The organism is Nonomuraea coxensis DSM 45129 (genome assembly GCF_019397265.1).
GTDB lineage: Bacteria > Actinomycetota > Actinomycetes > Streptosporangiales > Streptosporangiaceae > Nonomuraea > Nonomuraea coxensis.
The window spans coordinates 894,018-916,039 of the sequence record NZ_CP068985.1 but is presented as its reverse complement, the minus strand read 5'-3'; the positions used below and the strand labels follow the sequence as shown (position 1 = coordinate 916,039).

Annotated in this window: 18 protein-coding genes; 10 read left to right on the top strand and 8 right to left on the bottom strand. The window is 73.2% G+C overall.

Going from position 1 to position 22,022, the window contains the following annotated elements:
* The first annotated feature begins 184 nt into the window (after positions 1–184).
* The 8 genes from Nocox_RS04785 (at position 185) to Nocox_RS04750 (ending at position 9,508) form a co-directional block, all read left to right on the top strand.
* A complete protein-coding gene (locus Nocox_RS04785; RefSeq protein ID WP_020542214.1) occupies positions 185–1,468 on the top strand; it encodes an AMP-binding protein in 1,284 nt (427 codons plus the stop codon).
* 64 nt (positions 1,469–1,532) lie between these two features.
* Entirely contained in the window at positions 1,533–2,558 is a 1,026-nt protein-coding gene (locus tag Nocox_RS04780; RefSeq protein WP_026214141.1) for a LuxE/PaaK family acyltransferase, read from the top strand.
* Positions 2,559–2,890: 332 nt separating this feature from the next.
* A complete protein-coding gene (locus Nocox_RS04775) occupies positions 2,891–4,069 on the top strand; it encodes an acyl-CoA reductase (protein WP_211212576.1) in 1,179 nt (392 codons plus the stop codon).
* Positions 4,070–4,208: 139 nt separating this feature from the next.
* On the top strand, positions 4,209–5,372 hold the full coding sequence (locus tag Nocox_RS04770) for a glycosyltransferase (RefSeq protein WP_020542217.1): 1,164 nt from the start codon (positions 4,209–4,211) through the stop codon (positions 5,370–5,372).
* 9 nt (positions 5,373–5,381) lie between these two features.
* Positions 5,382–6,086 carry a class I SAM-dependent methyltransferase gene (locus Nocox_RS04765; RefSeq protein ID WP_020542218.1) on the top strand — a complete coding sequence of 235 codons (705 nt, stop codon included), beginning with the start codon at positions 5,382–5,384 and terminating at the stop codon, positions 6,084–6,086.
* Positions 6,087–6,146: 60 nt separating this feature from the next.
* Entirely contained in the window at positions 6,147–6,842 is a 696-nt protein-coding gene (locus tag Nocox_RS04760; RefSeq protein ID WP_020542219.1) for a polysaccharide deacetylase family protein, read from the top strand.
* Positions 6,843–6,876: 34 nt separating this feature from the next.
* Positions 6,877–8,349 carry a hypothetical protein gene (locus tag Nocox_RS04755; protein WP_033408614.1) on the top strand — a complete coding sequence of 491 codons (1,473 nt, stop codon included), beginning with the start codon at positions 6,877–6,879 and terminating at the stop codon, positions 8,347–8,349.
* A gap of 25 nt (positions 8,350–8,374) precedes the next feature.
* A complete protein-coding gene (locus Nocox_RS04750) occupies positions 8,375–9,508 on the top strand; it encodes a carboxylate-amine ligase (RefSeq protein ID WP_033408617.1) in 1,134 nt (377 codons plus the stop codon).
* On the opposite strand, the gene Nocox_RS04745 is transcribed toward Nocox_RS04750, so the two are convergent.
* From Nocox_RS04745 to guaA, 4 genes are all read right to left on the bottom strand, one after another.
* Positions 9,505–9,972 (bottom strand): response regulator, encoded by a 468-nt coding sequence (locus Nocox_RS04745; protein WP_020542222.1) that lies wholly within the window; start codon positions 9,970–9,972, stop codon positions 9,505–9,507. The two genes, Nocox_RS04750 and Nocox_RS04745, sit on opposite strands and share 4 nt — an antisense overlap.
* Entirely contained in the window at positions 9,969–11,558 is a 1,590-nt protein-coding gene (locus tag Nocox_RS04740; protein WP_020542223.1) for a sensor histidine kinase, read from the bottom strand. The genes Nocox_RS04745 and Nocox_RS04740 overlap by 4 nt, the downstream gene beginning before the upstream one ends.
* A complete protein-coding gene (locus tag Nocox_RS04735; protein WP_020542224.1) occupies positions 11,555–12,733 on the bottom strand; it encodes a PP2C family protein-serine/threonine phosphatase in 1,179 nt (392 codons plus the stop codon). The genes Nocox_RS04740 and Nocox_RS04735 overlap by 4 nt, the downstream gene beginning before the upstream one ends.
* 152 nt (positions 12,734–12,885) lie before the next feature.
* The gene (gene guaA / locus Nocox_RS04730) at positions 12,886–14,433 is read right to left on the bottom strand and encodes a glutamine-hydrolyzing GMP synthase (protein ID WP_020542225.1); all 1,548 of its coding nucleotides are present in this window, start codon (positions 14,431–14,433) and stop codon (positions 12,886–12,888) included.
* A gap of 97 nt (positions 14,434–14,530) precedes the next feature.
* On the opposite strand from guaA, the gene Nocox_RS04725 reads away from it, so the two are divergent.
* Positions 14,531–15,454, top strand: coding sequence for a hypothetical protein (locus Nocox_RS04725; RefSeq protein WP_020542226.1), 924 nt, complete (start codon positions 14,531–14,533; stop codon positions 15,452–15,454).
* A 33-nt stretch (positions 15,455–15,487) separates the two neighbouring features.
* Here the strand turns inward: Nocox_RS04725 and Nocox_RS04720 are convergent, their stop codons facing one another.
* Complete coding sequence (locus Nocox_RS04720) at positions 15,488–16,978, bottom strand: DUF885 family protein (protein WP_020542227.1); 1,491 nt, start codon at positions 16,976–16,978, stop codon at positions 15,488–15,490.
* 88 nt (positions 16,979–17,066) lie between these two features.
* Between Nocox_RS04720 and Nocox_RS04715 the strand changes: the two genes are divergently transcribed.
* On the top strand, positions 17,067–17,810 hold the full coding sequence (locus Nocox_RS04715) for a hypothetical protein (protein ID WP_051112519.1): 744 nt from the start codon (positions 17,067–17,069) through the stop codon (positions 17,808–17,810).
* A 9-nt stretch (positions 17,811–17,819) separates the two neighbouring features.
* On the opposite strand, the gene Nocox_RS04710 is transcribed toward Nocox_RS04715, so the two are convergent.
* Genes Nocox_RS04710 through Nocox_RS04700 form a run of 3 tightly spaced genes read right to left on the bottom strand, consistent with a single transcriptional unit; the run spans position 17,820 to position 21,974 of the window.
* On the bottom strand, positions 17,820–18,797 hold the full coding sequence (locus Nocox_RS04710) for a PLP-dependent cysteine synthase family protein (protein WP_020542229.1): 978 nt from the start codon (positions 18,795–18,797) through the stop codon (positions 17,820–17,822).
* A 4-nt stretch (positions 18,798–18,801) separates the two neighbouring features.
* Complete coding sequence (locus Nocox_RS04705) at positions 18,802–20,472, bottom strand: FAD-dependent oxidoreductase (RefSeq protein WP_020542230.1); 1,671 nt, start codon at positions 20,470–20,472, stop codon at positions 18,802–18,804.
* On the bottom strand, positions 20,469–21,974 hold the full coding sequence (locus Nocox_RS04700) for a succinic semialdehyde dehydrogenase (protein WP_020542231.1): 1,506 nt from the start codon (positions 21,972–21,974) through the stop codon (positions 20,469–20,471). The genes Nocox_RS04705 and Nocox_RS04700 overlap by 4 nt, the downstream gene beginning before the upstream one ends.
* Between the last annotated feature and the right edge of the window lie 48 nt (positions 21,975–22,022).

The following is a 22,022-nucleotide window of genomic DNA, read 5'->3' as shown; positions in this document are numbered from 1 at the left end:
CCCCTCCGCAGGACCGGAGGCGGGGACATCGGCGGGTGTTCCGGAGGCGGGGACACGGGCCGGTGTTCCGGAGGCGGGGACACGGGCCGGTGTTCCGGAGGCAGGGACAGGGGCGGGTGTTCCGGAGGTGGGGGGCGTCCCTGAGGTTGCCGTCGGAGGGGTCTTTCCGCATCCTGACGCTCGGTTGATCATCGCCTCGGAGGCGGTGGTGCTCGGAGCCGGCGAGCTGGAACGACGGATCGTCCGGACGGTCGAGATCCTGGCGCGGCTGCGGCCCGGCCCGCTGTTCTGCGGGATGCGCAACAACCTCGCCTCCGTGCTCCGCTATCTCGCGGCGTTCCGCTCGGGCCGGCCGGTGGCGCTGCTGGATCCCGACCTGTCGCCGGGCATTCTGGCGGAGCTGGCGGGGCGGTTCCGGCCCGCGGCGCTGCTCGGGTTCACGCACGCCGCCGACGGCTCGGCGCCGGCCCGGCGCGACACGCCCGAGCCGCACCCCGACCTCGCCGTCCTCCTCGCCACCTCGGGGTCCACCGGCAACCCCAAGCTCGTCCGCCTGTCCCGCCAGGCCGTCCTGGCCAACGCCGCCGCGATCGCCACGGCGCTGTCGATCACCCCGGACGAGGTCGGGCCCACGAGCCTGCCGCTGCACTACAGCTACGGGCTCTCGGTGCTCAACAGCCATCTGGCGGCTGGCGCGACCGTGATGCTGACGGAGGCGGGGCTGCTGGAGCGATCGTTCTGGGCCCATCTGGACGCGCACCGCTGCACGTCCCTGGCCGCCGTCCCCTACCAGTACGAGATGCTCCGCCGCCTGCGCTACGACCGTTCCGAGCATCCGGCCATCGCCACCCTCACGCAGGCCGGCGGGCGGCTGGCTCCTGAGGTCGTCACCGAGTTCGCGGCGAAGGCGGACCGGTTCTTCGTGATGTACGGGCAGACGGAGGCCACGGCCCGCATCGCCGTCCTGCCTCCCGACCGGCTGGCCGACAAGCTCGGCTCGGTGGGGCGGGCCGTGCCCGGCGGGCGGCTGGAGATCGACGACGGCGAGGTCGTCTACCACGGGCCCAACGTCATGATGGGCTACGCGGAGACCGCCGCCGACCTGGCCCGCGGGGACGACCTCGGCGGCGTCCTGCGCACCGGCGATCTCGGACATGTGGACGCGGAGGGCTTCCTCCACCTCACCGGGCGGCTCAAGCGCATCGCCAAGATCTTCGGCGTACGGGTCAACCTCGACGACGTCGAACGCCTGCTGCGCAACACCGGGCCGGCCGCGGCGACCAGCGGCGACGACCGGGTGACGGTCTGGGCCGAGGGGCTGGACGCGGCGGGCTGCGCGGGGCTCGCCCGGCGGCTGGGGGCCGAGCTGCGGCTCCACTGGAGCGGCTTCGACGTACGTCCCATCGATCGCCTGCCCCTGCTTTCCACGGGAAAGGTCGACTACCGGTCGCTGGAAGGACGCGGATGAGCAGGTCCGTGTGGCTGGTCGTGAGGCGGTGGGGTTCGGGGTCGGTGGGAGCGGAGGGCTCGGGATGAGCGTTTTCACGTTGCGTCAGGAGGAGCGGGAAGCCCGGCTCGTCAGGGAGCTGGCCGAGCTGACCGAGCGGCATCGGGAGGCGTGCCCGCCGTACGGGCGCGTTCTGGACGCGATCGGGGTGCGGCCGCCGTACGAGCGGCTGGTGGATCTGCCCTGGCTGCCGGTGCGGTTGTTCAAGACGCATGAGCTGCGCAGCGTTCCGCCGGAGCGGGTGTTCCGGGTGCTGACCTCCAGCGGCACCACCGGGCAGCGGCCGAGCCGGGTCTATCTCGACCGGGAGGCGGCGGCGGCGCAGACGCGGATGCTCGCGGCGACCCTCAAGGAGGTGCTGGGCGAGCGGCGGCTGCCCATGCTGGTGGTCGACAGCAGGTCGGTCGTACGCGACGCGACGCTGAGCGCCCGAGGGGCCGGCGTGCTCGGGATGATGAACTTCGGCCGCGACCACACGTTCGTGCTCGACGAGCGGGGGCGGGTGGACGCCGAGGCGGTCAAGGCGTTCCTGGCGCGGCACGGTGGTCAGCGGTTCCTGGTGTTCGGGTTCACGTTCATGGTGTGGCTCTACCTGCTGGATCTGGGGGCGGACCTGTCGCAGGGGGTGCTGATCCATTCGGGTGGGTGGAAGCGGCTGGCCGAGCAGGCGGTGGACAACGCGGAGTTCCGGCGGCGGCTGGGGGCGGAGTGCGGGCTCGTCCGGGTCCACAACTTCTACGGGATGGTCGAACAGATCGGGACGATCTTCCTCGAAGGGCCCGACGGGGACGGCCTCTACTGCCCGGACTTCGCCGACGTCGTGATCCGGGATCCGGAGACCTGGGAGGAGGCGCCGCCGGGGGTGCCTGGGCTGGTCGAGGTGGTCAGCACGTTGCCCACGTCCTATCCGGGCCACGTCCTGCTCACCGAGGATCTCGGCGTGGTGCGCGGTGCCGATGACGGGGTCTGGCCGGGGAAACGGTTCGAGGTGCTGGGCAGGCTGCCACGGGCCGAGGTACGCGGCTGCAGCGACACCTTCGGACAGCGCTGATGGCGGGCGAAGCGCCGCCTGCGGGAGCGGGGCTGACGACCGGGGCACGGGTGGACGCCACGGTGGTGTCGGCGGGAACGGCGGGAACGGGGGTGCCTGGGGTGGCAGGAACGGCCGCGGTGATGGCGGGCGGGATCGGGGGCGTGGGGCAGGGCGGTGGAGGCGGCGGCGGCGATGACGACGGTGGGCGGGTGCGGGTGCTGTTTCCCCGTGCGGGCGTCGTACCCCTTCCTGCGGACGGGCGGTCCCGTGCCGGGGGCGGGGCGCCTGAGGGGAGTGTGCCTGTGGCTCGGGGCGCGTCCCTCAGCGCGGCTGCGGCCCGTCAGGAGGTCGTGCCTGTTGAGGTGCTGCTCGGGGGGATGCGGGGCGGGGGGCTCGCGGTCGGGGACGAGCGGGTGCGGGGGTTTCTGGCGGCGTTCGGGAAGCGGCTGCTGCGGCCTGCGACGGCGCGGCGGCATCCCGAGCTGGGGTCGCTCGGGTTCTTCCTGCGGCCGAGCGAGTTGACGCGCACCGTCGACTCCCTCAGGGGCGAGCACGTACGGGTGCCGCGCGGGTTGGTCTTCCACATCCCGCCGGCGAACGTCGACACCGTCTTCGTCTACTCCTGGGCCCTGTCGGCGCTGGTGGGCAACCGCAACGTCGTACGGCTCTCGCCGCGGGCCGGAGCGGTCGCCGGAGTGATCCTGGAGGCGTTGCACGAGGCACTGGGCGAGGCTGATCCCGTTGTGGGCGAGACGCAGCGGATCGTCACCTATGACCGGTCGGATGAGCAGGTGACGGCGGCCCTGTCCGCGGCCTGCGATCTGCGGGTGGTGTGGGGCGGTGATCGTACGGTGCTGGACGTGCGGCGGCATCCGCTCGCGGCGCATGCCCGGGAGCTTGCCTTTCCCGATCGGTCGTCGTTCGCGGTGGTGCGGGCGGCGGCGTGGCTGTGCGCGGGGCGGGCGGTCCGGGTGAGCGTGGCCGAGGGGTTCGTCAACGACGCCTACTGGTTCGACCAGGCCGCCTGCTCGTCGCCGCGGACCGTGTTCTGGGTGGGGGCCGAGAAGGACTGTGAGGCGGCGCGGGCCGACTTCATCGACCAGGTGGCGCGGGTGCTCGACGGGCGCGGGTGGAGCGTGGAGCCGGGGATGGCCGTGGAGAAGCGGGTGGCGACGTACGGGCTGGCGGCCGACGGGGTGGCCGAGCGTGTGGAGTTCCGGGGGAACGCGCTGGCGAACGTGACCCTGGCGGAGGAGGCGGCGGTTCCGCGGCGGTGGCTGGGGGCCGGGACGTTCGTGCACTGCCGGCTCGGGGAGCTGGCGGAGCTGGGCTCGGTGGTGGAGCGGCGGGATCAGACGATGACGCACTTCGGGTTCGGGCGGGAGGAGCTGGAGGAGCTGGCCAGAGGGTTGGGCGGGCGGGGGGTTGATCGGATGGTGCCGGTCGGGAGTGCGCTCAGCTTCGGGCGGGTCTGGGATGGGGTGGAGCTGCCGGTCGAGTTCACGCGGATGGTGAGTGTCGTGAGGTGAGGTCGTCGACTGTTCGCTTCCCGCCAGGTAAAGGGATGTCCTCCTCCGGACAAGGCGCGGAGAAAACGCACCCGCCCCGCGGGAGGCCCCAGCACCATTTCCCTGAACGACGGCCCCAGGCAAAGGATCAGGGAACCCGATGGACACGCGTGCCGCCATGCAGCCGACCTTCCGCGTCCTGGACACGGCGGCCCGCACGGCGAGCGTCGACATCGTCATCCCCGTCCTCAACGAGGAACGCGCCCTTCCCGGCTGCGTCCGTACGCTGGCGGCCTTCCTCGACGGCGGCTTCCCGCTGCCGTGGCGCATCACGATCGTGGACAACGGCAGCACCGACGCCACCTGGCCGGTCGCGATCGCGCTGGCCGGCGAGTACGACCGCGTGCACGCCCGCAGGATCGAGGTGCGCGGCCGGGGCGCGGCGCTGCGGGCGGCCTGGCGGGAGAGCAGGGCCGACATCGTGGCGTACATGGACGTGGATCTGTCCACGGACCTCGACGCGCTGTTCCCGCTGGTCGCGGCGGTGGCGAGCGGGCATTCCGAGATCGCGATCGGCACCCGGCTGGGCCGTGGCGCGCGCATCCGCCGTTCGATCCGCCGCGAGGTGATCTCGCGCGGCTACAACGCGCTGCTCAGGCACGGGTTCCGGGCGGGGTTCAGCGACGCGCAGTGCGGGTTCAAGGCGGCGCGGGCCCGCGTGGTACGGCCGCTCATGGACAAGGTCGAGGACGACGGCTGGTTCTTCGACACCGAGCTGCTGCTGCTCGCCGAGCACAACGGGCTCCGGGTGCACGAGGTGCCGGTGGACTGGGTCGAGGACCTGGACTCGCGGGTCCGGGTGGTCCGTACGGCGGTCGACGACCTGCGGGGCCTGGCCCGGGTGGCGTGGTCGATGGCGGCGGGCCGGGCCCGCGTTCCGATGGCCCGGCCCGAGCCGGCGCCGCGCCATCCGGACGCGCTGCCGGCACGCGCCCGGCGCCCGAGGCCGGGAGGAGGGGCGTCCGCCGGCACCCTGCATGTGTTGTTCTCGGCCGTTCTCTATGCGATGGTTTATTGGCCGATGCGGGATCTTCAGGATCCCGCTACGGCGGCCACGTGCGCGTTCGTCCTGGCTGGAACCGCCGCCGCGGTGCTCAGTTTGCGCACGGCGCTGTTCTTCGCCGCGAACCTCGCGCTCGCCGTGGCCCTTCTGCACCCGCTGCCGCCACAGGCCGGGCGGATGGCCGAGGTGGGCGTGGTCGTCGCCGCGTACTGCCTGCTCATGGTGATCCGCGCCGCCGCATCACCCCTCACGAGGAACTGAGAACACCCCATGGAGACCGAGGAGATCCGCCGGCTCATCGCGCTGGAAGACGCTCACTGGTGGTACCGCGAGCGCCGCGCGATCCTGCGCCGGGAGTTGCGCGGGCTGGGCCGGCCAGGAGTGGCGCTGGACATCGGCGCGGCGGGCGGGGGCAACACCCGGGTGCTCGCCGAGGCGGGCTGGGACGCGACCGCCACCGACATGGACGAGTCGGCGCTGGAGATGGCGCGGCAACGCGGGGTCCCGGCGGTCCGGGCGGACGCGCGGGCGCTGCCGTTCGAGTCGGGCAGCGTCGATCTGGTGACCGCGTTCGACGTGCTGGAGCACATCCGCGAGGACCACCTGGTCACCGAGGAGATCGCGAGGGTGCTGGCGCCCGGCGGGCACGTGCTGATCGCGGTGCCGTGCGACATGGCGTTGTGGTCGTCGCACGACGACGCGGTGGGGCACGTACGCCGCTACCGGCGGGAGTCGCTGCGGGGCGTGGTCGAGAAGGCCGGGCTGGCGGTCGACCGGGTGTGGAGCTGGAACGTGTTGCTGCGGCCCGTGGTCAAGTGGCATCGGCGGCGGTCGACGGGGAGCGATCTGAGCGAGGTGCCGGCGCTGCTCAACGCGGGGTTGTCGGCGGTGATCCGGGCCGAGCGGTACCTGCCGGTCAGGTCGTTGCGCGGGGTGAGCCTGTTCCTGCGGGCCCGGCTCCGGCAACAGCCCTGATGATCTTGTTGGAGGAGGGCAGGATCACGGGCGGGGCCGGTTGGCTCTAGGCTTGCGGGCGTGGTGACTCATGCCCTCCTCGCCGCCGCCCTGACCCTGTCGTCCGCTCCGGCCGCCGCCGCCACCTCCGCCGCCCCGGCGCGGGTGGACTGCGCCCGCGTGAAGTGCCTGGCGCTGACCTTCGACGACGGCCCTGGCGCGCAGACCCCCGCCCTGCTCAAGGCACTGCGGAAGGCGAACGCCAAGGCGACGTTCTTCCTGGTCGGCAAGCGGGTCGAGCAGCTTCCCAAGATCGCCAGGCAGACCCTGGCCGAGGGGCACGCGATCGGTGACCACACCTACTCGCACCAGTCGCTCAGGGCGCTGCTCGACGAGGAGATCAGCCAGGAGATCCGGGTCGGGCGGGACGTCATCCAGCAGGCCACGGGATTCCGGCCGACGATGTTCCGCCCGCCGTACGGGCACACCGACGACCGTGTGCTCAGGATCGCCGACGAGGCCGGGATGTCGCAGATCATGTGGACCGGCACCACGCTCGACTGGTCGCTCCGCGACGCCCGCAAGATCACCGCAGCGGTGCTCAAGCTGGCCAGGCGCGACGGCGTGATCCTCATGCACGACACGGTCCCCGCCACCGTCAAGGCGATGCCGGGCATTCTCAAGGAGCTGAGGAAGCAGGGCTACCACCTCGTCACGGTCCCGACGCTGGCCCGGGGCGGCGGCAAGGCGCTGGAGCCCGGAGTGAGCTACCCCTGACGGCGCCCGACTCCCGGCTCGGATGGCGGCAATCATGGGGAGCGACACCACACCGGCGGGCCTGACCGGGCCCTGGCGCCCGTGGCCGGCGCTCGCCACCTTCCTCGTCGCGCAGGCGGTGCTCGCCTGCTGGTGGGCGGCCTTCTATCCCGGTCTGTTCAGCCGGGACTCGGTCCTGTACCTCAGTCACACGATCGCCGGCCCCTGGGTGAGCGATCATTCGGTGCTCTACGACGCGCTGCTGTGGCTGAGCTTCACGAGGACCGGTGACCTGGGCGCGGTCACGTTCGGGCAGACGACGGCCATGGCGGCGGCGCTGACGTTCCTGGCGGAGTCGCTGAAGGCGGTGGGGGCGCCGCGCCGGCCGACCACGGCGGTGGCGATGCTGATGCCGCTCGCGCCGCCCGTGGGGGCGTTCACGGTCACGTTGTGGAAGGACGTGCCGTTCACGATCTGCGCGGTGGCGGTGGCGGGGGTGTGCGCGCGTTTCGCGGCGGCGCGGCGGGTGAGCGGGCCGGGGCTCGCCGGGCTGGCGGCGCTGACGTTGGCGCTCGGGCTGTTCCGGGCGAACGGCTTCCTCGTGGTGGGGGTGGCCGTGGCGGTGCTGGCCCTCGTCGTGCGGACCGGCCGGGTGCGGCTGCTGCTGGCCGGCGCGGTCGCGGCGGCGCTGCCGCTGGTGCTGACGAACGCGGTGCTCCCCCGGTTCGGCATCGTGCCCCCGTCTTCGACGTACGTCTACCACACGGCCTTCGGCGACGTCGCGGTGGCCTTCAGGGACCGGCCGAAGCTGTTCGGCGAGCGGGACCGGGCGCTGCTGGAGTCGGTGGCGCCGCTGGACCGCTGGTGGTGGGGCGGCACCTGCTCCACGGTCAACACGCTGATCTGGCGGGAGGACTTCGACTGGCGGCAGGCCGACGCGCACGCCGGCGAGCTGCTCGCCCTGTGGCGGCGGCTGCTGGTCGAGGATCCCGGGCTGATGGTGGAGACCCGGCTGTGCCGGGGCGCGATCGCCTGGCGGCCGGCGGGCGACCCGCTGCTGACCGGGGGCACGACGTACCGTCTGTCGCTGCGGCCGACGGCCGACACCTATGTGGGGCCCGGCAGGGTGACGGACTTTCCCGGGCGGTGGGTGTTCTCGCTGCGTCCGCTGTCGTACGAGCTGCACCAGGTGGCCGATCCGTGGCTGACGGGGTCGCTGGCCCCCGAGTACGACTGGGCGCTGTGGAGGGGGGCGTCGTGGGCGTACCTGTCGTACCTGGCGGTGGCGGCGGGGGCGCTGGCCGGGCGGAACCGGTACGTGCTGGGCGTGGCGGCCGTGGTGGCCGGGCAGCAGCTGGCGGTCCTGGTCAACATCTCGGCCCAGGACTTCCGGTACATGGCGGCGCCGATCCTCGTCGGGGCGCTCCTGGCGCCGTTGCTCCTCGGCAGTCTGTGGCGCCTGGCACGCATCGGTGATGCGTTCAACAGGTGCAAAAGCCTCATTTCTGGAAAGAGGACGGCTCCTTGAACCGGGCGTAGAGGCGGGAGAGATCATGGCAGGTCAGACGGGATCCTTGACGGTGGGCGTCGAGGAGGAATTCCACATCGTGGACCTGCGGACCAGACACCTGTCGACCCGCTCGGGGCCGCTGCTCGACGCCCTGCCGAAGGGCCGTTTCTCTGAGGAGTTGCAGCGTTCCACGATCGAGGCCAACAGCGCGCCGTTCGCCCGGCTTGAGGACCTCGCCGCGGACCTCCGCGAGCTGCGCGGCCAGCTCGTGCAGGCCGCGCACGAACTCGGGCTGGGCATCGTCGCGGCCGGCACGGTGCCGCTGGCCGACAAGTCGCGCATGAAGGTGTCGGACGACCCGCGCTACGAGCGCATGCTGGACGACTACCAGCTCCTCACCCGCGAGCAGCTCATCTGCGGCACGCAGGTGCACGTCGAGATCGAGGACAAGGACCTGGCGACGGCGGTGGCGCACAGCGTGACGCCGTGGCTGCCGCCGCTGCTGGCGCTGTCGTGCAGCTCGCCGTTCTGGTTCGGCGAGGACACCGGGTACGCGAGCTACCGCACGCTCGTGTGGCAGCGCTGGCCCACGTCGGGGCCGATGGCCAAGTTCGACTCCGCCGCCGACTACGAGCAGATGGTCCAGCACCTCATCCAGGCCGGCACGATCACCGACCCGGGAATGATCTACTTCGACGTGCGGCCGTCCGCGCACGTGCCGACCGTGGAGCTGCGGGTCTGCGACTCCTGCCCGCGGGTGGACGACATCGCGCTCATCGCCGGGCTGTTCCGGGCGCTGGTGACCCGGGAGCTGGCGGCGGTGCGGCGGGACCCGTACCGGGAGATGCAGCTGGAGCCGGTGCGCGCGGCCACCTGGCAGGCCACCAGGTCCGGGCTGGAGGGCGACCTCGTGGACCCCGTCGAGGGCGTGCCGCGGCCCGCCGCCGAGGTGTTCATGAACCTGGTGGACGGCCTGCGGCCGGAGCTGGAGGAGGCGGGCGACTGGGAGCTCGTGTCCACCCTGGCCCGCGAGGCGCTGGCGCGGGGCAGCTCCGCCGCCCGGCAGCGGCGCGCGTACCAGCGGGAGGGCCGGCTGTCGGACGTGGTGGACCTGCTGCTCGACGAGACCCGGGAGTGCTCCTGGGACGGCCCGTCGTCCTACCGGCCGGCGGCCTAGACTCCGGGGCTGCTGCCCGGCGCCTGGAGGCGGCCGGGCAGCCGCACCACGGTGACGAAGAACTCGTCGATCTGGCGGATGACCGCGAGGAAGCGCTCCAGGTCGACGGGTTTGGTGACGTACGCGTTGGCGAACAGGTCGTAGCTGCGCAGGATGTCCTCCTCGGCCGAGGACGTCGTGAGGACGACGACGGGGATCGCGCGCAGCTCGGGATCGCCCTTGATCTTCTCCAGGACCTGGCGGCCGTCGTACTTCGGCAGGTTGAGGTCGAGCAGGATGAGGTCGGGGCGGGGGGCGTCGGCGTACGCGCCGCGCCGGTAGACGAAGTCGAGCGCCTCCAGGCCGTCCCTGACGACGTGGAGGTTGTTCTGGATCTTGTTGTCCTCGAACGCCTCGCGGGTGATCAGCTCGTCACCGGGGTCGTCCTCGACGAGGAGCACTTCGATGGCCTGCGGAGTGGTCATGAGTCACTTTCCTGGTGGACGGTCCCGGGCCCGGAGACGGGCAGGGTGAACCGGATGCGGGTGCCTCCGGTGTAGGCGGTGTCGAGCCAGATGCGGCCCCCGTGGTTCTCGACGATCTTCCGGCACATCGCCAGGCCGATGCCCGTCCCGCCGTAGGTCTCGCGGTTGTGCAGGCGCTGGAAGATCACGAAGATCTTCTCGGCGAACTCGGGCTCGACACCGATGCCGTTGTCCTCGACCGCGAACAGCCAGTCGTCGTCGTCGTCACCGCGCTCGCACGTGACGCGGATCTCGGGGGTCTCCCCTGCGCGGCGGAACTTGACGGCGTTGCCGAGGAGGTTCTGCCAGAGCAGGCCGAGCATCGTCCGGTCGCCCATCACGGTGGGCAGCCCGGCGGGGCGCTCGACGCGGGCCCCGGACTCCTCGACGGCCGCGGAGAGGTCGTCGAGCGCCTTGCCGACGACGTCGTCCAGCTCGACCGGCTTGCGGTCGTCGTACATGCGGCCGACGCGGGAGAAGCTGAGCAGGTCGTTGATGAGCACCTGCATGCGGGTCGCGCCGTCCACGGCGAAGTGGATGTACTGGGCGCCGCGCTCGTCCAGCACCGAACCATAGCGTTTCTGCAGGAGCTGGCAGAACGTGGCGATCTTGCGCAGCGGCTCCTGGAGGTCGTGCGAGGCCACGTACGCGAACTGCTCCAGCTCGGCGTTGGAGCGGCGCAGCTCCACCGCCTGCGCGTCGAGGTCGGCGGCCTGGGCGCGCAACCGGCCCTGGTTCTCGTGGGACTCCTGCAGCGCGTGCACCATCTTCTTGCGCATCAGGTCCACGTCGCGGGACAGCTCGCGGATGTCCGCGGGGCCCCGCTCGGGGATCGGATGGTCGAAGTCGCCGGTCGCGATGTGCCGCGAGGCCACCCGCAGCTCGTCCAGGGGCCGGCCGACCGCCCGGCGCAGCAGCGTCGCCATCGCGAGACCGGCCAGCAGGAACAGCACAACCATGGAGAGGAACGCCCAGTCACGGATGCGCTGCGCCGCCCGCAGGTCGGCCTGCTCGGCGGCGCGGGCCCTGGTCAGCTCGGCGGAGAGCCGGTCGAGCCGGGACCTGATGGCGTCGAACGTCTGCTTGCCGCCCTCGTTGCCCGTCTCCGAGACGGCGGCGTCGGCCCGCTTGGCGGCGATGGCGGGCTGCGCGTACGCGCGCCGCCACGACGCGGCCTCCGTGCGGACCGCGTTGACCTCCGCGACCAGCTCAGGATGCTCCTGGAGCAGCGCCGCGATGCGCTCGACGCTGCTCTGCTCGGCCCGCACGCCCTCGGTGTACGGGTCCAGGAAGTCGCTCCGCCCCGTGAGGAGATAGCCGCGGACGCCCGTCTCCTGGCTGAGGAGGGCGTTCTCCAGCTGGGCGGCCTCGATCCTGGCCGGGGACAGCCGGTCGATGAGCTGGTCGGACAGGCGGGCGGTGCGGTCCAGCATGAGGGTGGCGACCACGGCGCAGACGATCACCAGCGCCGCCGCCACCGCCAGCACGGCGACGAACCACGCGTGGACCGTCAGGCGGCGCCAGCCGCGCACGGGGGAATCGTTCACAGCTCGTCTTTCCAGCGGAGGTGGACCACGGCGAGGTCGTCGGCGGCGGTCTCGGGCGCGGCGGTCTCGACGTCCTCGACCAGGGCGTCGATGAAGGACTGCCCGTCGAGGTGCGCCCGCCGCCTGGCCAGCTCCAGCAGGCCCTCCTCGCCCAGCCAGCGGGCCCGCTCGCCGGGCAGGCGGCGCTCGAACAGGCCGTCGGTGAACAGCGTCAGCCCGCCGCCCGGCGGCAGCTCCATGAGGTGCTGCTCCCACTCGCTCTCGACCGGCAGGCCGAGCGCGGGGCCCTGCGCCGGCTCGGCCAGGTCGATCCCCCCGGGGGTGTGGACGAGCATGCCGGGATGGCCGGCCCGCCAGAGGCGCACCGTGCGCCGGTCCGGCTCCAGCACGAGCGTGGACATCGTCACGAAGATCTCGGGGCTGGACCGCTCGGCGTCGAGGATGCGCTGGAGCTGCCGCAGCAGCGCGCCGCCCTCCAGGCCGCTCAGCACCAGCGCCCGCCAGGCGATGCGCAGGCACACGCCGAGCGCCGCCTCGTCGGGGCCGTGACCGCACACGTCGCCGATCACCGCGTGCACGACCTTGTCGTCGGACTCGACGACGTCGAAGAAGTCGCCGCCCAGGGTGAGGGAGCCGCGGCTCGCCTGGTAGCGGGAGGCGACCTGGATCGGCATGGTCTCCAGCAGCGGGGTCGGCAGCAGGCCGCGTTCGAGGCGGGCGTTCTCCCTGGCGCGGACGCGCTCGGCGTTCAGCGCCACGGCGGCCTGCTCGGCCTGCTTGCGCTGCATGGCGTAGCGCAGCGCCCGGCCCAGCCACTCGGCCTCCACCCGGCCCTTGACGAGGTAGTCCTGCGCGCCCGCGGTCACCGCGGCGAGGCCCGCCTGCTCCTCGGCGAGGCCCGTCAGCACCACGACGGCCGCGTCGCCGGCCTCCTCCAGCACGGCCGACAACGCCGAGAACTCGTAGGCGTCGGGCAGGTCGAGGTCGAGCAGCACGCACTGGGGCCGCAGCCGCGCCAGTGCCTCCCGGGCCTGCTTCACCGAGCGCGCCCATTCCAGGCGTACGGCCAGGCCGCTGTCCTCCAGCAGCTCGCGGACGATCAGCGCGTCCTGCGGGTCGTCCTCGACCAGCAGGACGAGCGGCGCTGGGCCGCCGTGCTCACCAGCGTGGGGCATACAGGCGTGTCATCCTTCCCGCCCGCGCCAGGTGCCCGCGCGCCGGCCAGCGCCGCGGGCGTCCCGTCACCAACGTGGTCGCGAGTTGGCGCAGAGCCAGATTCACTTCCCCCCATTGTCCCGGATATGCGCGCGTTCGCCTATCGATCTGCTCACTCCCACTCGATGGTGCCCGGGGGCTTGCTGGTCACGTCGAGGACCACCCGGTTGATCTCACGGACCTCGTTGGTGATGCGGGTGGAGATGCGGGACAGCACGTCGTAGGGGACCCGCGACCAGTCGGCGGTCATCGCGTCCTCGGAGGTGACCGGGCGCAGCACCACCGGATGGCCGTAGGTGCGGCCGTCGCCCTGCACGCCCACCGAGCGCACGTCGGCCAGCAGCACCACCGGGCACTGCCAGATCTGCCGGTCGAGGCCGGCCCGCGACAGCTCCTCCCGGGCGATGGCGTCGGCCTCGCGCAGGATCTCCAGCCGCTCGCGGGTCACCTCGCCGACGATGCGGATGCCGAGCCCGGGACCGGGGAACGGCTGCCGCCAGACCATCGCGGCCGGCAGGCCCAGCTCCTCGCCCGCGCGGCGCACCTCGTCCTTGAACAGCGTGCGCAGCGGCTCGACCAGCGTGAACTGCAGGTCCTCCGGCAGGCCGCCGACGTTGTGGTGCGACTTGATGTTGGCGGTGCCGGTGCCGCCGCCCGACTCCACGACGTCGGGGTAGAGCGTGCCCTGCACCAGGAAGTCGACCGGGCCGTCGGCCAGGATGGCGCGCTGCTCGTCCTCGAAGACGCGGATGAACTCGCGGCCGATGATCTTGCGCTTCTCCTCGGGGTCGGTGACGCCCGACAGCGCCTTGAGGAAGCGCTCCGCCGCGTCGACCACCCGCAGCTTGACGCCGGTGGCGGCCACGAAGTCGCGCTCGACCTGCTCGGCCTCGCCCTTGCGCAGCAGCCCGTGGTCGACGAAGACGCACGTCAGCCGGTCGCCGATGGCCCGCTGGACGATCGCCGCGGCCACCGCGGAGTCGACGCCGCCGGACAGCGCGCAGATCGCGCGGCCGTCGCCGACCTGGCGGCGCACCGCCTCGACGCACTCCTCGACGATGTTGAGCATGGTCCAGCTCGGCCGGCAGCCGGCCGCCTCCAGGAAGTGCCTGAGGACCGCCTGGCCGTGCTCGGAGTGCAGCACCTCAGGATGGAACTGCACGCCGTAGAGGCCGCGGCCGGGGTGCTCGAAGGCGGCGACCGGCGTCTGCCCGGTGGAGGCCGTCACCGTGAAGCCCTCGGGCGCCGCCGCGACGCTGTCGCCGTGGGACATCCAGACCTGCTGGCTCGCCGGCAGGCCCGCGAAGATGACGCCCTCGTCGAGCACGTCGAGCGCGGTGCCGCCGTATTCGGCCACGCCGGTGCGGGCGACCGTGCCGCCGAGCGCCTGGGCCATGGCCTGGAAGCCGTAGCAGATGCCGAACGTGGGCACACCCGTCGAGAACAGGCCGTGCGGCACGGGCGGCGCGCCCTCGGCGTAGACCGAGGAGGGCCCGCCGGACAGGATGATCGCCTTGGGGTTCTTCGCCATCATCTCCTCGACGGGCATCGTCGAGGGGACGATCTCCGAGTAGACGTGGCACTCGCGCACCCGCCGGGCGATGAGCTGCGCGTACTGCGCGCCGAAGTCGACCACCAGCACCGTGTCGAATTCTGACACCGAGAGAACCCCCCAAAGGCGAAGTGCGGTGACTCCAGTCTATCGGTCCCGGATATTACGCCTGGCCTGCCGCGTGCTCTCGTGCTAACACAGGACGATGGATCTTGTCTGGCCGGCGACCGCCTGGGCGCTCTGGGTCGCCGCGCTGGCCGCGGCCGTGGCGGTGGCGGGCAGGGAGCGGAGCGCCGCGTCCCCGCCGGCCGCCGGGGAGCCGGATCCGGTGGCGGTGGGTGAGCTGCTGCGCGGGATGCGGGCGCAGGAGGTGTTCCACGCGACGCTGTCCGAGCTGGCCGGGCGGGGGCTGGCGCGGGTCGAGGGTGACCGGTTCGCCCTGGTGGCCTCCGGCGGGGAGGACGCGGTGCCGGCGTACCAGCGGTGGGCGCTGGAGCGGGTGCGGGAGCGGCTGGGGGGCGCGGCCGAGGCGCCGCTCGTGGCTCTCATGCCGGACGGGGCCGATCTGGAGGGCGACTTCGCGCCGCTGGTGCGGCGGCGGGCGATCGAGCTGGGGCTGGCCCGGCGGCGCTGGCCCAGTCTCGTGGTGCCGGTCGGGCTGGCCGTCGCGCTGGCCGCCCCCTGGTACGCCACCGTGGCCGAGGCCGGGGTGTCGTGGCTGGGCGGGATCGCGACGATGGTGTCGTTCGTGGCGGGCGGGAGCCTGCTGCTCGGCGGGCGGGGGTTCCTGCTCACCGCGCGCGGTGCGGAGGTCGCGGCCCGGCCGTCGCCGGAGCGGGAGTGGATCTTCACCGGCAGCGGCTGGCAGGGGGACGGCGTCGAGCCCGCCGGGTACGCCGCCGGCGGCCCCCGCCGTCACGAGGTGGCCGGGCACGTGGTCAAGCGGTGGTACGACGCCGAGCACGAGAGGCGCTACCTCGCGCTGCACGACGGGCGTTCTGCGCGGGCCAAGGCGTTCGCGGTGGACCCGGGCACGTACAAGGACGTGCTGCCGGGCGACTGCGTCCGTCTGCTGGTGCGGCGCGAGGGGGACGTGGTGCGCGTCCTGGCCCACGAGCGCCACTGGTGACGGGCCCGCCGGAGCCCGGCGGGCCGTCCGGGGCTACAGGATCGCGCCGATCAGGCCCAGCGGCGGGGCGCCGAGGGCCAGCAGCTCACGGTGGAAGCGCTGCACGGTGAAGCCGGTGCCCCACTCCTTGCGCGCCCGCTCACGCAGGTCGAGGATGAGCAGCTTGCCCCAGGTGTAGCGGCCGTACGTGGGGTCGAAGGTGGCCCGCCTGGCCTCCGACAGCGCGGCGGGGCCGAGCAGGTGCGTGTCGGACTCGAAGCGCCGCGCGCCCTCCTCGACCGTGAACTGCCCGGTGTGCACGCCGATCGCGCAGGCGAGCCGGGTGACGCGGAGCAGCGCCTCCAGCCAGACGCCGATCTCGAAGCGCGGGTCGTCGGGCTCGAAGCCCTCCTCGACGCACAGTTCCTCGGCGTAGTGCGCCCAGCCCTCGACGAAGGCGCTCGACATGAGCAGCCTGCGCACCTCGGACGAGGCGTGGCGCATGGCGCGGGCGTGCGAGAAGTGCCCAGGGGCGACCTCGTGGACGTTGATCGCCGGCAGGGTGGTGTCGCTGAAGACCTCCAGCCACTCCTCCTGCTCCTGCCGCGGCCAGGACGGGTCCGGCGGCGTGATGTGGTACCAGGACGGGCCCTCGGGCTCGCCGGGCGCGTTCCACGCCATCATCGCCATGGCCCAGCTCCGCGACTCGGGGGCCGGGCCGACCAGGCACTCGCCGTCGTGGTACGGCACCAGGTCCTTCTCCTTGGTGAACGCGATGGCCTTGGCGGTGCCGATCCTGGCCGCCTCGATGACCTCGTCCGCGCCGGGGTGCTGCTTGACCAGTTCCCTGGCGACCTCCAGCGGCGGCTCGTCGCGGCCGAGTCTGGCGCAGGACTCGGCGAGCAGCGACATGAGCCGGTCGCGTTCGGCGTCGGCGCGCTCGGCCAGCCGCCCGAGGTCCACGGTCAGGCCCTCGGAGGTGCCCATGAGCCTGCTCAGGGCGTCGGCGCCGAGGGCGGCGTCGGGGTCGCCCTCGGCGGCGGCGCGTTCGAGGTGGGCGACGAGCCGGCCGTGCGCGGCCAGCGCGGCCTCGTCGGTGACGCCGGCCGCGAGGCCCTTGACCGCTCCCATGAGGGACTGCGCGACGGGGGCGCTGACCTGGTCGAGCGAGGCGATGGCGCCCTCGACGGCCTCGGGCCAGAGCGCGAGGTGGGCGGCCTTGGCCCTGGCGCGGTCCTCGGCGGGGCCGTAGTCGCGGTCGTAGCAGGCCAGTTCGAGGTTGGACAGGTGCGCCATCGGGTTCTTCCGGTGCAGCTCCAGCTCCCCGAACTCGAAGCGCAGGCTCTCCTCGAACACCTGGAGGTGCTGGGCGTCGTGCGGGTCGGCGGGCGCGGCGCCCTCGCCGAGCCGCGCCAGCCCGGCGCGCACGCCCTCGGGCGACAGGTCCTGGATGTGGCCGTCGTACTCGTGCCTGCCGCCGCCCTCGCGCGCCTCGGCCATGATGAGGTCGGCGACCGCGCGCAGCCTGGGGGTGAGTTCTGTCATGGGCCGACGGTAGCGCACGGCGATAAATCGCCTTAAGAGGCGAAAAACCGGGCGCTTGCCGGTGAAGGGTGATGTGACAATGATCGACATGGCCCTGACGATCACCACCCTCGCCGAGCGGCCGGAGTTCGCCGCGACGCTGTGGGAGATGGCCCACACCTGGCCGGAGTTCGTGTTCAACGACCCGCTCGCCGACCTGTTCTACCCCTTCACCGACACCACGTACGCGGCGTACGTGCTGGTCGCCACGGACGACGCCGACCCGGGGCGGCCGGTGGCGCGGGCCTGCATGATGCCGTACCGGTCGGAGGCCGCCGAGCTGCCCGACGACGGCTGGGACGGCGTGATCAGGCGCGGCTGGCTGGCCCGCGCCCGGGGCCAGCACCCGAACGGCATCTCGGCGCTGGAGATCAGCGTCCGCAGCGACCGGCAGGGCGAGGGGCTGTCGGGCGTCATGCTCGGGGCGATGCGCGAGCGCGCCGCCCTTCTCGGCTTCGCCGAGCTGGTCGCCCCCGTCCGCCCCAACCGCAAGCACCTGGAGCCCGGCACCCCCATGGCCGAGTACGCCCGGCGCACCCGCGAGGACGGCCTGCCCCACGACCCGTGGCTGCGGGTGCACGTACGGGCCGGCGGGAAGATCGTCAAGGTGGCCCCGCGGTCGATGGTGGTGACGGGCACCCTGGCCGAGTGGCGGACGTGGACCGGCCTGCCGTTCGACCGCTCGGGCGAGGTCGAGGTGCCGGGCGCGCTGACCCCGGTGCGCGTCCACGCCGAGCACGACCACGCGGTCTACGTGGAGCCGAACGTCTGGGTCAGCCACCCGCTGGCCTGACGCGCCCGTTCAGGCGGCGGTGCGCTCGCGGAGCGTGCCGAGGTGCGGGTCCACGTCGAGGCCCTTCGCCACCGCCCAGGCGTCGTCGTGGCAGGTCGCCAGGTGGCGTTCGGCGGCGTCGCCGATCAGCGACACGACCGTGCCGCCCTCGCCCCGTGCGCGCAGGCGTTCGACCAGCTCCAGGGCCGCCCAGAGCGCGGTGCCCGAGGAGGCGCCGACCGGCAGGCCGGTGACCTCGCGCAGGCGGCGGGCCGCCGCGACGCTCGCCGCGTCGGGCACGGGGATGACGAGGTCGACGAGGTCGAAGCGGAAGCCGGGCTCGACGCGGGGGCGGCCGATCCCTTCGATGCGCGACGGCATGCCGGTGGCGTAGTCGGCGGCGTCGAGGGTCCAGCCGGGGAAGTAGGCGGAGTTGTCGGGGTCGGCGACGGCGACGCGGCAGGGCAGGCCGTGCTCGCGGGCCCAGGCGCCGAGACCGGCCGAGGTCGCGCCGGTGCCCGCGCCCGTCACCACCCAGTCGGGCCGGACCTGGCCGAACAGCTCGGCGGCGAGGTCGTGCGGCGCCGCGCGGCCGAACTGGTCGAGGAAGTGGCCGCCGAGCGCGCGGGCGGCGTCGTAGATGGCGAGCGGCGGGGTCACGAAGCGGCACTCGCCGCCCAGCGCCTCCACGGGCCGGGCGCGGGCCTCGGTGCGCTCGCCGGGCATCACCACGACGTACGGCAGGCCGAGCCGCCGCGCGAACCACGCCTGCGCGACGGCGGCGTTACCCCCGGTGGCCTCCACGACGGTCGTGCCCTCGGTGATCAGCCCCTCGGCGACGGCCTGACGGAACAGGGCCCGCGCGTGGCGGTGCCTGAGGCTGCGGGTCGGCTGCCGCGACTCGTCCTTGAGCAGGAGCCGGACGCCCGGCGCGGCGACCGGGAAGTCGATCAGCGGGGTCGGCGGCTCGGGCCCGAGAAGCCCGAGGGCGTAGGTGGTCCAGGTCACCCCCTCACCCTGCCACCCCCGGGTGGTCGTCGGGGAGGGCGGCGGGGGCGCCCTTCGGGACCGCCGGGTGGCGGGGACGGATCGGGGCCAGCCGCGCGTACGCCGACCCGAGCGGCGGCCGCGGATCGGGCTCCCCCGCGTTGGGCCAGAACGACAGGGCGCGCTCGGCCTGGGCGGTGATGGTGAGCGACGGGTTGACGCCCAGGTTGGCCGAGACCGCCGAACCGTCCACCACGTGCAGCCCCTCGTGGCCGTACACGCGGTGGTAGGGGTCGATGACGCCGGTGCCCGGCGAGTCGCCGATCGCGCAGCCGCCGAGGAAGTGGGCCGTGGTCGGGATGTCGAACAGGTCGAGCCACGTCCCGCCCGGCATGCCGCCGATCTCGGCGGCGGCGTGCCGCACGGCCTCGTGCCCGGCGGGGATCCACGTCGGGTTGGGCTCGCCGTGCCCCAGCGAGGAGCGCAGCCCGAACCGGCTCCGGCGCACGGTGATCGAGTTGTCCTTGGCCTGCATGACCAGGGCGATGACGGTCCGCTCCGACCAGCGCCGCAGGTCGAGCAGGCGCAGCGCGCGCAGCGGCTGCCTGGCCACCTCGCGGGCGAAGGCGCGCCACCGGTTCTGGCCGCCGTCCACGAGCAGGGTGCGGAGCAGGCCCATGGCGTTGGAGCCGTCGCCGTAGCGCACGGGCTCGATGTGGGTCTCGGCGTCGGGGTGGATGGAGGAGGTGATGGCCACGCCGCCGTTGAGCTTCTCGCCGCCGCTCCCCAGGCGCTCGACGCCGAGCAGCGCCTCCGAGTTGGTACGGGTCAGCGCCCCCAGCCGGGACGACAGGCGCGGCAGGACGCCCTCGTCGCGCAGCTTGTGCAGCAGGCGCTGGGTGCCGTACGTGCCCGCCGCGAAGACCACCTGCCCGGCCGTGAACGTCCGGCGCCGCAGCGGCGAGCCGGTCCGGTGCGCCGACACCTGGTAGCCGCCGGACGGCAGGGGCCGCACCGAGGTGACCGTGCACTCCGGGTGGATCCTGACCCCGGCCCGCTCGGCGAGATGGAGGTAGTTCTCGGTCAGCATGTTCTTGGCGCCGAAGCGGCAGCCGGTCATGCACGCGCCGCACTCGACGCAGCCGCGCCGCTCGGGGCCGGCCCCGCCGAAGTAGGGGTCCACGCCGTCCGGCCCGAAGTAGACGCCGACCGGGGCCAGGCGGAAGGTGTCGCCGACGCCCATCTTCGCGGCGACCCTGGTCATGAGCTCGTCGGCGCGGGTGAAGGTGGGGTTGGGCACCACCCCGAGCATGCGCCTGGCCTGGTCGTAGTGGGGGGCGAGCTCGGCCCGCCAGTCGGTGATGCCCGCCCACTGCGGGTCGTCGAAGAACGGGTCGAGCGGCTCGTACAGCGTGTTGGCGTACACCAGGGAGCCGCCGCCGACCCCGGCCCCCGCCAGCACCATCACCTTGCTGCCCCGTTCGCCGCGCAGCAGGTGGATGCGCTGGATGCCCTTGAGCCCCAGCCAGGGGGCCCAGAGGAAGTCGCGGATCCGCCAGGAGGTGGCGGGCAGGGTGGTGGCGTCGAAGCGGCGGCCCGCCTCCAGCACGCCGACCCGGTAGCCCTTCTCGGCCAGGCGCAGCGCCGCCACGCTGCCGCCGAACCCCGAGCCGATGACGAGGACGTCGAAGCTCATCGGACGCCGAGCCTCCGCATCGCCTTGAGCGTGCCGGCGAGGACCCCGGCCCACGCCTCGGCCGTCAGGTCGAACGGCGGCTCGAAGCCGAGCCAGCCCGCCTGCGCGGCCACCGTCTGGGACTCGGTGTAGCGCAGCAGGCCCTCGGCGCCGTGCCGGCGGCCGAGGCCGGAGGACTTCATGCCGCCCATGGGGGCGTCGTAGGAGGCGTACGCGGCGCCGTACCCCTCGTTGATGTTGACCGTGCCGGCCTTGATCCGGGCGGCGAGCCTGCGCCCGCGCGCCACGTCGGAGGTCCAGACGGAGGCGTTGAGCCCGTAGACGGTGTCGTTGGCGAGCTCCACGGCCTCGTCGTCGGTCCCGAACGGGTAGAGCGCCACGACCGGGCCGAACGTCTCGTTCCTGCACAGCTCCATGTCCTCGGTGACGCCGGTGAGGACGGTGGGCTCGTAGAACAGCGGGCCGAGGTCGGGCCTCGCCCGGCCGCCGGCCAGCAGCCGCGCGCCCTTGGCGAGGGCGTCGTCCACGTGCGCGGCGACCGCGTCGAGCTGCCGCCGCGAGGACAGGGAGCCCATCTGGACCGACCAGTCGTGGCCCGCGCCCAGCTTGAGGTTCCCGACCTGCTTGACGAAGCGGCGGGCGAACTCCTCGAAGACGGACTCGTGCACGTAGAGGCGTTCGGTGGACAGGCAGAGCTGGCCCGCGCTGGTGAAGCAGGCGCGCAGCGCGCCCTGCACCGCCACGTCCAGGTCGGCGTCGTCGAGGACGAGCATCGGGTTCTTGCCGCCGAGCTCCAGCGAGCACCCGATGAGCCGCTTGGCCGCCTCCTCGGCGATCTTCCTGCCGCCGCGCGTGGAGCCGGTGAACGCCACGTAGTCGGCGTGGTCCAGCAGCGCGTCGCCGATGTCGGCCGGCTCGCCCAGCACGACCTGCCAGATCTCGCGCGGCATGCCCAGCTCCACGAGCAGGTCGATGGTCCACAGGGTGGACCTGGCGGTCTGCGTGTCCGGTTTGTGGACGACGGCGTTCCCGGCCAGCAGCGCGGGGACGGTGTCGGTGACGCCGAGCGACAGCGGGTAGTTCCACGGGGAGATCACCGCCACCACGCCCTTGGGCCGGCGCAGCTCGGTGACCCGGGTGGCGAGCGGGAAGATGCCCTGGCGGCGGGCCGGGGCGAGCAGGCGGGGCGCGCGGCGGGCGTAGTAGAGGCTGCAGCCCGCGACGTCGAGCACCTCCTCCATGGCGTGCTTGCGGGCCTTGCCGGTCTCGTCCTGGACCAGGTCGAGGATCTCGTCGCGGCGGTCGAGGATCGCGTCGTGCAGGAGCAGGAACGGCTCCGCGCGCGCGGCGGCGGGTCTCGCGGCCCACGCGGCCTGGGCGGAGCGCGCCCGCCGGTAGGCCGCCCGGACGTCCTCGACGTCGCAAAGGGGGAGCTCGGCGATGGTCTCGCCGGTGAAGGGCGAGATGATGTCCTGGGTCCTGCCGGGGGCGGTGGCGCGCATGCCAGAAGGATATTCCGCTTGCCTACTCACCGGTAGTTTTTGCGGATC

What these genes read in the sequence shown, in the direction of transcription:
- Nocox_RS04735 (WP_020542224.1), bottom strand. Translation starts at nt 12,733, where the DNA reads ATGCCCCACGCTGGTGAGCACGGCGGCCCAGCGCCGCTCGTCCTGCTG.
- Nocox_RS04705 (WP_020542230.1), bottom strand. Translation starts at nt 20,472, where the DNA reads ATGAGCTTCGACGTCCTCGTCATCGGCTCGGGGTTCGGCGGCAGCGTG.
- Nocox_RS04725 (WP_020542226.1), top strand. Translation starts at nt 14,531, where the DNA reads ATGGATCTTGTCTGGCCGGCGACCGCCTGGGCGCTCTGGGTCGCCGCG.
- Nocox_RS04720 (WP_020542227.1), bottom strand. Translation starts at nt 16,978, where the DNA reads ATGACAGAACTCACCCCCAGGCTGCGCGCGGTCGCCGACCTCATCATG.
- Nocox_RS04765 (WP_020542218.1), top strand. Translation starts at nt 5,382, where the DNA reads ATGGAGACCGAGGAGATCCGCCGGCTCATCGCGCTGGAAGACGCTCAC.
- Nocox_RS04745 (WP_020542222.1), bottom strand. Translation starts at nt 9,972, where the DNA reads ATGACCACTCCGCAGGCCATCGAAGTGCTCCTCGTCGAGGACGACCCC.
- Nocox_RS04755 (WP_033408614.1), top strand. Translation starts at nt 6,877, where the DNA reads ATGGGGAGCGACACCACACCGGCGGGCCTGACCGGGCCCTGGCGCCCG.
- Nocox_RS04780 (WP_026214141.1), top strand. Translation starts at nt 1,533, where the DNA reads ATGAGCGTTTTCACGTTGCGTCAGGAGGAGCGGGAAGCCCGGCTCGTC.
- Nocox_RS04715 (WP_051112519.1), top strand. Translation starts at nt 17,067, where the DNA reads ATGGCCCTGACGATCACCACCCTCGCCGAGCGGCCGGAGTTCGCCGCG.
- Nocox_RS04750 (WP_033408617.1), top strand. Translation starts at nt 8,375, where the DNA reads ATGGCAGGTCAGACGGGATCCTTGACGGTGGGCGTCGAGGAGGAATTC.
- Nocox_RS04770 (WP_020542217.1), top strand. Translation starts at nt 4,209, where the DNA reads ATGGACACGCGTGCCGCCATGCAGCCGACCTTCCGCGTCCTGGACACG.
- Nocox_RS04700 (WP_020542231.1), bottom strand. Translation starts at nt 21,974, where the DNA reads ATGCGCGCCACCGCCCCCGGCAGGACCCAGGACATCATCTCGCCCTTC.